Origin of the sequence: Collinsella aerofaciens (assembly GCF_027679495.1) — a bacterium.
Taxonomy (GTDB): Bacteria; Actinomycetota; Coriobacteriia; order Coriobacteriales; family Coriobacteriaceae; genus Collinsella; species Collinsella aerofaciens_AK.
The window spans coordinates 39079-49478 of the sequence record NZ_JAQEKC010000018.1; the positions used below are offsets into that span (position 1 = coordinate 39079).

At 59.1% G+C, this 10400-nt stretch carries 8 protein-coding genes and 1 tRNA gene; 3 read left to right on the forward strand and 6 right to left on the reverse strand.

The genetic code is table 11. The features are described 5' to 3' along the window. Window positions 1-90: 90 nt before the first annotated feature. The 3 genes from glmM to PGW49_RS07520 all read right to left on the reverse strand — a co-directional run bounded on the left by glmM (window position 91) and on the right by PGW49_RS07520 (window position 4990). Complete coding sequence (glmM, locus tag PGW49_RS07510; protein WP_270226124.1) at window positions 91-1422, reverse strand: phosphoglucosamine mutase; 1332 nt, start codon at window positions 1420-1422, stop codon at window positions 91-93. Between the two features lie 83 nt (window positions 1423-1505). Then, window positions 1506-3818 carry a DUF4012 domain-containing protein gene (locus tag PGW49_RS07515; protein ID WP_270226126.1) on the reverse strand — a complete coding sequence of 771 codons (2313 nt, stop codon included), beginning with the start codon at window positions 3816-3818 and terminating at the stop codon, window positions 1506-1508. Between the two features lie 149 nt (window positions 3819-3967). Further along, a complete protein-coding gene (locus PGW49_RS07520; protein ID WP_270226127.1) occupies window positions 3968-4990 on the reverse strand; it encodes a DMT family transporter in 1023 nt (340 codons plus the stop codon). 289 nt (window positions 4991-5279) lie between these two features. Between PGW49_RS07520 and PGW49_RS07525 the strand changes: the two genes are divergently transcribed. Together PGW49_RS07525 and PGW49_RS07530 are read left to right on the forward strand one after the other, a co-directional pair. Next, window positions 5280-5354, forward strand: a tRNA-Val gene (locus tag PGW49_RS07525). A 294-nt stretch (window positions 5355-5648) separates the two neighbouring features. Then, window positions 5649-6335, forward strand: a complete 687-nt coding sequence (locus PGW49_RS07530) for a DUF5710 domain-containing protein (RefSeq protein WP_270226129.1) — start codon at window positions 5649-5651, stop codon at window positions 6333-6335. Window positions 6336-6372: 37 nt separating this feature from the next. On the opposite strand, the gene PGW49_RS07535 is transcribed toward PGW49_RS07530, so the two are convergent. Both PGW49_RS07535 and PGW49_RS07540 read right to left on the reverse strand, forming a co-directional pair. After that, window positions 6373-6657 carry a hypothetical protein gene (locus PGW49_RS07535; RefSeq protein WP_270226130.1) on the reverse strand — a complete coding sequence of 95 codons (285 nt, stop codon included), beginning with the start codon at window positions 6655-6657 and terminating at the stop codon, window positions 6373-6375. A gap of 122 nt (window positions 6658-6779) precedes the next feature. Further along, the gene (locus tag PGW49_RS07540; RefSeq protein ID WP_250786912.1) at window positions 6780-7862 is read right to left on the reverse strand and encodes an HNH endonuclease; all 1083 of its coding nucleotides are present in this window, start codon (window positions 7860-7862) and stop codon (window positions 6780-6782) included. Between the two features lie 215 nt (window positions 7863-8077). Between PGW49_RS07540 and PGW49_RS07545 the strand changes: the two genes are divergently transcribed. Then, the gene (locus PGW49_RS07545; RefSeq protein WP_270226133.1) at window positions 8078-8569 is read left to right on the forward strand and encodes a hypothetical protein; all 492 of its coding nucleotides are present in this window, start codon (window positions 8078-8080) and stop codon (window positions 8567-8569) included. A 100-nt stretch (window positions 8570-8669) separates the two neighbouring features. Here the strand turns inward: PGW49_RS07545 and PGW49_RS07550 are convergent, their stop codons facing one another. Further along, window positions 8670-10136: an ATP-binding protein gene (locus tag PGW49_RS07550; RefSeq protein WP_270226134.1), complete on the reverse strand. Its 1467-nt coding sequence runs from the start codon at window positions 10134-10136 to the stop codon at window positions 8670-8672. Between the last annotated feature and the right edge of the window lie 264 nt (window positions 10137-10400).

Here is a 10400-nt window from a genome sequence, read left to right on the forward strand (position 1 = left end):
TCTGGTCGCGCCCTTGAAATTGAACGTCAGACTGCCGCTTGGGGCCGTTTGCAGCGTCGAGCAGTTACGCGGTTTGGTAAAACCGCGTAACTAAAAAGCTTCCAGAGCGCTTGCGATGCGCTTCATGGCGGCGTCGGCGGCGGCTTGGTCGGGGGCTTCGGCCAAAACGCGGATCACCGACTCGGTTCCGCTCTTGCGCACCAGTACGCGGCCCTCGCCTGCCAGCGCGGCCTCGGCCTCGGCGATGGCGTTCTGCACGCCCATGTTCTCGAGCGCGGCGTCCTTGTCCGCCACGTGCACGGCCACCTGCGCCTGCGGCAGCAGCTTGCACGGAGCCGTGAGCTGCGAGAGCGTCTCGCGCTCGGCACGAATCACTTCCATCACGCGCAGCGAAGTCATAATGCCGTCGCCCGTGCGCTCGATATCGCCAAAGATCGTATGGCCCGTCTGCTCGCCGCCCAAGCTGTAGCCGCCCTCGCGCATCTTGGCATACACGTGACGGTCGCCCACGCCGCTGGTCACGGCGCTCAGACCGGCAAGCTCCAGCGACTTGACCAGGCCAAAGTTGCTGGCAATCGTCGGCACCACGGTACCGCCCGAGAGTCGCCCGTGCTTGTTCAGATACACGCCGCACACGTACAGGATCTGGTCGCCGTCTACCATGCGACCGCGCTCATCCACGGCCAGGCAGCGGTCGGCATCGCCGTCGTAGGCAAAGCCCACGTCCAGGCCCTGCTCCACCACGTGGCGTTGTAGGCGCTCCATATGCGTGGAGCCGCAGTCGACGTTGATGTTAAAACCATCAGGCGCGGCATTGATCACGCGCACGTCGGCGCCCAGCGCGTCAAACACCGGCTTGGCCACCGAGGAAGCCGAGCCGTTGGCGCAGTCAATACCGATCTTGACGCCCTGCAGCGAAAAGTTCGCGCTGGCGATGAGCGAAGCAATGTAGCGGTTGCGGCCCTGCATGTAGTCCACCGTGGCACCGATGTGGTTGCCCGTGGCCAGCGGAACTTCGCTCTTGCCATCGATGTAGTCCTCGATGAGCTCCAGCACGTCCTCGTCCATCTTAAAGCCATCGCTGTTGACGAGCTTAATGCCGTTATCGCAAAACGGGTTGTGGCTCGCACTGATCATGATGCCGCAATCGAAGCAGCCCTCCACGGTCTGATGCGCCACGCCCGGCGTCGGGATCACGTGCAGCATGTAGGCGTCCGCGCCGCTCGCGACCAGGCCGCTCACCAGCGCCGCCTCAAACATATAGCTCGAGCGACGCGTGTCCTTGCCCACGATGACGCGCGCCTTAGCACTGCGGTTGGCGCCGTAATACCAGCCCACAAAACGGCCAATCTTATAAGCGTGCTCTACCGTCAGCCCAACGTTGGCCTCACCGCGAAAGCCGTCGGTGCCAAAGTACTTCATGCGCTCTCCTTACAAAATAGGGGCGGACAGATTGCCTGTCCGCCCCAAAATGGTACTCGATTATCTGCGCTACCAGAAAAACCCTACGCCGACGCGCTGTCGCGAGCCGCCTGGCATGTAGGAGTCTGACGCAGTGTAAGCGGCTTGTCCCCCGCCTCGGCCGACGTGGTCAGCGTATACGTGATCGTCGTCGTCTCGCCAGCATGCAGGTCAACGGTACCCGAATAGAAGGGGATTCCATGCCACGTAGCGGCGCCAAGACCAAACTGGGTGCCCTCAACCGTAAGGTCACTGATGTTGCCGCCCGTCGGGGCAAACAGTGAGACATTCAGACGCTCGTCGTCGCGCGCGGCATCGGGCGCGCTCGCCGCGACGTAGTCGGGCAGCTTGCCGGCCTCCTCCTGCGTCATGATGTTCGTCAGGGTAACGGTGATGCGATAGGAACACGTGCCGTCGCCGTTCTTCACGCCCTGGCCAATCTGCGTGTCGGCGTTCAGATACCAGTCGAGCTTGGAAAAGCTCAGGTTGTTAAAGTAAACGCCGGCAACGGGATCGGCACTCGGATCATCCGGATCGGGCAGCGAGGCGTCAATGCCCGTCTCTTTGATGGCATTCTGCTCATCATCGTTTCTCATCCAAGCAATCAGACGGCCCTCTTCGGCACCGCGCTCGAATGCACCGACAAGCTTTGTAACGTCGACGTCACCGATGCCACCGAGAATCTTGTCGAAGGCAGCGCTGGCAACGGATGCAAAGATGCCGTCCGACTCCTCGACCGGATAGTTCCAGTACACATCGTGCATGAGGACCTTTGCGGCGTTGGTGCCGTCGACAACCGTTCCGTCGGGCAGCGACACGTTACCGACCAGGCCCAGCAGATACTGCAGGAACACCGGGTCGATACCCACGACGCCGTCAACGTCCTGCCCATACTGGGACTTCCACAGCGCGGCGACACGCTGCGAGTTGCGGGGCCAATCAGGCGAATAGGTATTGCCCGAGTTGTACAGGTTGCTGTGGTTGCCGAACAGCGCCTCATCCTCTTCGTCGACGCTCTCGACTGCCTCATCCTCGCTGAGTCCAATGCGGGGAACAAACTCGCCAATCGACATCTGGCCGTCGGTGACCGAAATCAGGCCCTGCGAACCGCCAAAGCCGCCGCAAGCACGAATCTCGACGTTGTTCATGGCGTACACAAGGTAGTTGCGCGTCTGGCCGTTGGCGCCGAGCATCTGGGGGAGGACGGGGGCGACCTTCTCCGCCGCGTCAACCGCACCGTTGAGGGTGGCAAAGCCGTCCTTGGCCTTATCGACCAGCTCGGTCACCTGGGAAATATGAGTATCGCCAATGCCCTGGACCTTCTCGTTGGCGCTCTTGAACACCTTCGAGCTGCTGGAAAGCGAATCGGCGACCGCCTGCAGCGCGGACACGTTAATCATGCCGTCCTGGAACAGCTTGCCGGGCGTAGCCTGCGAAAGGTTATCGGCCATGGGAACCAGCGCATTGCTCGAGACATCGGACAGGGCGTCGATCATGGTGCGGGCCGCATTGATATCGCTGCCATACACCGGGATAAACGAAGCCGCCGCCCACAGCGGGCTCGAGGTCTTCGCCTTCATGCTGTTACAGAGCTCATCGATCTTCTTCGCGTCGTCAGGCAGCGTCGAAAAATCGCCCGACGTGACCTTGTCCTTAAGGCCACCGACGATCTCGACAGCCTCCTTCGCTTCGCTCTTTACGGTCTTTGCCGAGTTAAGCAGCATAAAGCCGCTTGCGCCAAGCGCAACGAGAAGCACCGCGACTACAGCGGCAATAATGGCGCCGGTGTGACGCTTTTTGCGCTCGCCCTTGCGATGACGATGACGGACCAGACCGTCAGAGGTCGAACTCGACGAAGCGTCGCTACCGTAGTTCAAGCCAAAATCGTAATAATCTTCCTTGGAACCCGAGCCCGCAAACTCGGCACCGCTATCATCCAGGCGGGCGAACGTGCCAGTCTCGGAGGCGCCGGTGTAAATCGTGCCAAGGTTACCCGTAAGCCCCGCGCCACCGGCAGAGGGAGTATTGTTGGCGGCCTTGCCGGCATTAACGTTGCCGGCGGCATTCGCGGCGTTGGCAGCACCCGCGTTGTTCGCGGGTACCGAAGGAGCCCCGATCGGCTGCGACGCGGAGGTTGCACCGCCCGCAAAGACATTCCCTCTTGCACGGCCGGTCTTTTTTGCCTTTTGAGACTGCTCGTACAGAGCGGTAAACATCGCCGTCTCGCCCGGGGACACGCGCTTACCGGAACCGCCCTGTCCAGCGCCGCCCGGCGTGCCGGCCTTACCAGCCCCGTTCGGACGCGGCGGAACTGCAGGACGGCCGCTATCGCTGCCCTTAAAGTGATTACCAGCCATAAAGAAATCCTCGCAATTGAGTCGCAATGAAAAAGTCCATAACGTTACTAGTTTATGGCATTTTGGGCATCGACAGCTAAACTCCAGACACGGACGTCAATTGGCGAAAATGCGGCACAACACCTTTTCTGTCTTGGCGGCGGCGCCAGCTACACCGTGAGGAACATCATCACGATGATCATGGCAAAGCCGATAAGGTCGGTCGGCAAAAACACCGTGCCCAGCATAACGGCGCTGGTGATAGTCGCCGAAACCGGCTCCACAGTTCCGATGAGGCTCGCGCGCACCGAGCCGATTTCCTTAACGCCCTGCATATAAAGCATGTAAGCAAAAAACGAGCCGATAACCACGAACACCGCGAGCGCCTCGATGCCGGCAGCGTCGAGCGCCGGCATATGCGCCCAGGGCCGCACGAAGACACATGAAACCACGCCCGCCGTGAGCATTGCCGAGCCCGTGACGATGGGGCTACCGTATTCGGGCAGGATCTTGGCGGGAATCACCGCCATACACGCGGCGCTGACCGCACACATAAGACCTGCTGCCAGGCCAAGCGGCGAGATATTCAGGCTGGTGGGGTCGCCGCCGGTGGCGATTAAAAAGGTTCCACCCAGAGCTAGGCCAATGCCGATGACTTCGCGAGTACGTGGCATGCGGCGATCGATCACGCAGGTGTAGCCCATGATGATAACGAGCTGCAGGCACTGGAGCACCGTCGCGGTTCCGGCGTTCGTCAGGCGCACGGCCGAAAGATAGCAAAACTGGTTGAACAGCAGGCCAAAGGCGGTAAAGAGCAGCAGCTGCTTGCGATCGGCGGGTGTGGTCCAGAGCTTAATCAGGCGCTCGCGGTCGCGCGTAACAACCACGGCCATAAAGAGTAGACCGGCGAGAATCTGACGTACGCTCATAAGCCACAAGGTGTCGACGTGGTAGGTATCGAACAGAAAGCTCGCGCTGGTGCCCGAGAAGCCCCAAAACGAACCGCCCACCAGCGTAGCCAAGACGCCCGTGATCATCTTGCGCGACGACGCATCGTTAAGGCGCTCGCGCCAGGCGCGGCGGGTGCTACGGCTGAGCTCGTCGGTGCCCTCGGGCACATCAATGTTCGATATATCGGTCATCGGCACCGAAGCCCCTGCGCCTTCGACCTGCTCGACACACTCTTTGCTCATTCCACTCCCCCGAAACAGCCTGGAAACAATTCGGCTTACCTTACCACGGCGAAGTCATCAGCTGGAGGCTTGTCCGCTTATCGGTAGGACAATTCCGCAGGCGTCTTTCCATAGCTCGATACCGCAATGGCCTTGCATTATGCGACAGCCAAATCGCGGCAGCAGGCTCTTTTGAGATGGATACGCCAAAGCCCCCGAATTCCACAATGTAAGCGATTTTTAAAAATGTTCTTGCCACCGAGTTCAGGCTCCGTTATATTATCCCTTGCGCGCTTGCGCACCCTTGATCGGGCGTTTAGCTCAGGGGGAGAGCGCTTCCCTGACACGGAAGAGGTCAGAAGTTCAAATCTTCTAACGCCCACCAAATGTTCGCAGCTCAGAGGCTATGTCCTCTGGGCTGTTTTGTTTTATGTCGCCAAATCCGCTGGCAGCTCCAACCGCCCAAACAACCACCCCGCCCATGCGCAAAACCGCGTCAGCGACCCAAGCGCCTATCCCGGCTGACCCCGCAGTCAATCAAAACCGCCCCAATAGCCACCGAGGCCGAGACCAACGCGTCTCGAACCCATCTGAGCCGCAGCTTCTCGGCAAAACGCCACAACGTCCACACCCTGCGGTATCCTTGAGTCACTTGCACCTGCAGCACCAAGGAGCCGCCATGCGCACCGAGCTCGATGTCCCCTTTTCGCACAAAGAAGAAGCCAAGGCGCTGGGCGCCAAATGGGACCGGACCAAGAAGATCTGGTATGTACCCAGCGGCGTCAACCCCGAGCCCTTTGCCGAGTGGCTGCCCGGTGTTGACCGATCCGACCCCTCAGCGCCGTATATATATCTAGTACTGGGCAAGCGCGAGTGCTGGAAGTGTCACAAAGAGACCTCGGTCGCGGCCTTCGGCATTCCCTATCGAACCGATAACGACAAGGGCATCGCCATCGCGCACGCGCCCAACGAAGCCGGGCACATTACCATCGACACGGCAAACGCCAACGCACTCGCCATCGTGCCCGCTCTTGGCTGCGTGCCGGGCGAGATCCGTGACTACCTTTCTAAGCGCTGCGGCTACAAGCCCGTAGGCGCGCGAGCCTCCAAAGCCCCGTCGCTCGGCAACACGTGCACCAGTTGCGACGCGCTGCAAGGCAGCCGCTATCTGTTCGAGGAGCCCTCGTCCCCGTTTGCCCTCACTGCCATCAACAAGCTGCCGGCACTGGAGTTTATACGCGTCGAAGTTGCCGGCGTCTTTGGCGTCCCGGCCACGCGTACCGACTTTGACCAGGCGCTCTTTACCTGGGCACGCGACCATCACGCCGAGTTCCACAGGCAACTCGGTGAGGGGGTTTATTTGTAGAGGCAAAAGACACTCACAGCCAACTCCTCCGCATCACCTATCCCTCGTCGCCGGCGTCGTACACGATATCGAGGCCACAAACAGGGCATTTCTCCGGATACACCGGCATATGAACGCCCGTCCGTTTTCTCACTTCGTCGCTGAGTCTGTCGCGCGCATCGATGAACCGAATGTCGAGACACGGTATTTGCGAGCCGCAGCAAGGGCAGGTGACGACAAACGACCCGCAATCAACCTCTACGCTCGGAAACATATTGTTGTCTATAAGGGCACACGGCAGTTTTCCGTACTTCCCCATCGCAATATCGCCTCGCCAGCTCATACACGCTCCCCTCTCGCTATACAAATCAGGAAGAGCATGCACCGGCGGGTGGGCGCGATATTGCATCGCCACGCGATCCGATCAAACAACACGATTGTCAAAGAATGCCAAAGCCAAATACGCTAATACGGCAGAAGCCCCGCCTTTTCACGCTTCTTTTCCGAGCGATCGAACTCAATGCGATGGGCCTCAAGAAACACCGTATTGGGTCGCCACTGACGTTCATTCGGCTGCCTTAGCGTCGCACCCGCAAAGGAAACGTAGTCGGTCTTATCCAGCAGGTACGATCCGCACAGCCGATATTCGCCGCAAACAGGCTCAAACGAAATCAGGTGAGCATCAAATAGGGAATGAAGATCGCGCCGAAGCAGAATGCCGTTGCTGGCAACCTGCGATTTGGGTCCCGAGTAATTCTCGATATGTGCAGCCTCCAGAGCTTCGCTGACGCCGCAGTCCGACACCGCGCAACGGCCATCATAGGCGGCAACGAGCTGTTTGCGGAACCATTGCTGCCCCAATCGCTCGCGCCTTAACGCATAGCGGACCTTTTCGTCGTCGGTCGTACCCTGTCCGGTAAACTCAATATCGACGGGCATGTGCTTCAGATAACTCATGTCGGGTGCAAAACGAGGGTCCGGTCCGCCTTTATGAACAGGACCGTGCAGAACAAACCATCCGTTTTCGGGCTCGAACCGCTCAACAAACGCAAGGCCGAGCACCTTGTAGCCTACCTCGGTTGCAAATATGACTCCGACTGGAACGCCACATTCCATGCAGTTGAGCATTTTACGGTTGTAATTCTGGTCTCGAAAACCAACGGTACCCGGCGCTTGAACCGAGTACTTAATGACCCACGTACCATCGTCCAAATAGAGCGGAGGCACATCGGTGTAGAAGCTCTTTTTAGAGTTATGGACCGAAAGCGCAAAGATCTTATTGGGATCTTGCTTCACCCGATCCTGGCCCGGCCAGAAGATCCCTGAATCCCGCGTTACGGGAAAGAAGTCCGAGCCAATTCTCAAACGATACTGATACTGAGGGCTATCTTCCTTGGTGTGGTGCGGAAGGCTGGTCCAAACGCCGCCGCGCTGTTCCTCACCCAGAAACCACTCCCATGCCTCAACGTATTCGGAAGGCACGAGACTGCAGGCACGGTCATAGCTTGGTCCATCCATCAACGGAACAGCAAGGTCAATGTCGTTCATCGCCAGCACCTACAACCATACGAACGCGAGTCATGCCCCTCAATAATATGGCCGAGAGTCAATTATTACGAGATCTCATTCCGCGATCGGCACATCGTTGATGCTCTCGGTTTGCCGCTGGCGCGCTTGTACCCCGCTGCCCCACTCCCCTGTATACTGATGTAGCACGTGTTTCATCCGGGCTTGTTGGGCCGGTTCGTTCATGGGAGGTTCTTGTGGCTGTTTCGAATCCGCCTAAGGGAAGCGTTTCTTCTTCGTCCATCAGGCCGGTTACGCGCAAGGCCGTGCGTTGCCAGCGCGAGGTCGCCTGGCTTATCACGCAGGCAGCGGGCAGGCTTGTGGCGACCACTCAGGACGTCAATGCGCCTACACCGAGCTTTGTGTTAGCGGCGGCGCTGGATTTTGTGCGCCAATTGGAGCTTGCCGAACAGGATGCCAGCGGCCACCTCGACTACCAGAATGTTATGGCGCCCGACCTGCAAACGTTCTGCCACATGGCCAAGTTGCCCGCCGCGCCCAATGCGCTTTCGGACGCAGGCTACATGTTTACGCTTTCGGGCGCGGACCTTATCCGCGACATCTATGCATACTGCAGCGAGCTCGCCGAGCGCAGCGTCTTTGGCACGGCTGAAGTCAAACCGGGAAATGTCATCAAGCTGGTTCTTAGGCTGTTCTTGATAGACGGGTTCGGGGCCATGCCGGCGTAAGCCGAGTCTTTAGCATTACCATCGACTGGGCAACAACCGCTTTACCTTAATGGACGTCAATCGAGGGTCGATTATTGGGTCGCCTCGTCCACTAACGCATCTATCCCACGCGCTCCGACAGTCGATACTTGCGGTTGCGGCTCGTCGCCGGCGCCGTGGGCTCAAGCTCGCCTTGAGCAATGAGCGCGTTGACGCGCGACCTAACCTGGGAAATTGTGAGCCCTGTGTGCTCTGCCAGCTCGCGCGTCCCCAGCTCGCCGTAGTGTTTGAGTGCCGTCACAATTAAGCCCCCGCCATGATCGACCGGCTCGATCTTTGAACGGTAAAGTACGACCTTGAACCGATCGAATCCCGGGCAGAACAGGGGATCGGCCAGACCATGCGCGCGCATGGCATCGATCATCATCGGGATGCCCGAGCCATTGCCCTCAGCCGGCGAACCTGCGCCATCCGGCAGCGGGACAATCGACATGAGCTTCACAAGCGTCGCGTTACGGCATCGGGAGCTGCCGTCAAACAAGTTCTCGCGAGTCTTTCCCCCGTAAAGGCCGCCAGGATTCGTCACCTCGACACGATCGTCAAAGACGTCGACGGCGATCGATTGTCCACAGAACCGATCCCCGTATTCTCGATGGATTACGGCATTGGCGATTGCCTCGCGCAGAACCTCCTCGGGAATCTCAAGCGAGTCGACACGCGAGACGCCTTGGACGGTCGAGGTTCGCCGCAAATTCTTGGCGACGGCTGCGACGGCATCCGAGATCATCTCGCCCAACGTTCCCTCACAGATTGTGCGGTCCATGAACCTCAGCGACCCCGCCATGCCCTTCTGAGTTCCCGCATGGACAGCCACGTCAATGAAGAGCTTGGGATAGAACTGCTGAGGGTAAACGCCCGCGGCAAGGAGGCCGGCCTTGGTAACATTGCCCTGGAAGTCGAGGAAATTCAGACGCTCCATCTTTGTCTTCTTGTCCGCCGCACCGCGCATCGCTCGAGGCGTCAACGAATAGGCACGCTCTATCGTGCGGTCGACCAGCGACTCGTCGAGATCGCCCACACTCGTGCCGGGCACCGCATCGCGATCGCTAGGACTCGTCCGCTCATATGACGGCAGTGCCAAAACCTCGGTCGACGAAAGCGGGACATCTTTGTCATCGATGCGTTTGTAGCTGCCACCTTGAGCGCCCCGCTCTATGACATAGCAAGGCTTGCTCGACGGGTCGAGCTCCTCAATCGTAATGACGAGAACGATGACGCCCTGAAGCTCCACTCGCTCGATCGCGTATTTGGGCGGATTGGCCAGCTTTCCGCGACCGCCCGCATCGCCCATGCCCGCCACGAATTGGTTGAGCACTTTCTCGGTCTCAAAGTTTGCAACTGGGACAAAACCCGCGCGCTCGCTCACTCCGAGTACGATGATGCCGCCGGCGGTGTTTGCGAAAGCGCTGACCGTTTCCCATACGTCGCGGGAAAGCGTCGTGGCGCTCTCCTTGACCTCGACGTTAAAATCGTCCGAGCCCATGCGCCTTAAAGACTCGAGCAGACCGGTCAGTTCGTTTTCGTTCATCTGCACGTCCTTTCGCTCGGTTCTGCGGAGAATGCCGCGAATAAATTTCCTTCGTCTCTCAGTTATCTCTTGTAATTATCTCTCATCTTTCTGTTATCTCTCATATTAGAGACGAATGAGATATGAGAGATGTGTGGGCGGCGGATGAGCGTGGATTTTGGACGGTCGGAAAATGAGGGTGGATATTTGGACGGTTTTTGGGCGTTTGGGGGTGCGGACGATTTCTTGGACCGCGCCTAGGCGTATCCAAGCTTCCTGCGGTAC

What these genes read in the sequence shown, in the direction of transcription:
- PGW49_RS07535 (WP_270226130.1), bottom strand. Translation starts at nt 6,657, where the DNA reads ATGAGCTGGCGAGGCGATATTGCGATGGGGAAGTACGGAAAACTGCCG.
- PGW49_RS07520 (WP_270226127.1), bottom strand. Translation starts at nt 4,990, where the DNA reads ATGAGCAAAGAGTGTGTCGAGCAGGTCGAAGGCGCAGGGGCTTCGGTG.
- PGW49_RS07530 (WP_270226129.1), top strand. Translation starts at nt 5,649, where the DNA reads ATGCGCACCGAGCTCGATGTCCCCTTTTCGCACAAAGAAGAAGCCAAG.
- glmM (WP_270226124.1), bottom strand. Translation starts at nt 1,422, where the DNA reads ATGAAGTACTTTGGCACCGACGGCTTTCGCGGTGAGGCCAACGTTGGG.
- PGW49_RS07540 (WP_250786912.1), bottom strand. Translation starts at nt 7,862, where the DNA reads ATGAACGACATTGACCTTGCTGTTCCGTTGATGGATGGACCAAGCTAT.
- PGW49_RS07550 (WP_270226134.1), bottom strand. Translation starts at nt 10,136, where the DNA reads ATGAACGAAAACGAACTGACCGGTCTGCTCGAGTCTTTAAGGCGCATG.
- PGW49_RS07515 (WP_270226126.1), bottom strand. Translation starts at nt 3,818, where the DNA reads ATGGCTGGTAATCACTTTAAGGGCAGCGATAGCGGCCGTCCTGCAGTT.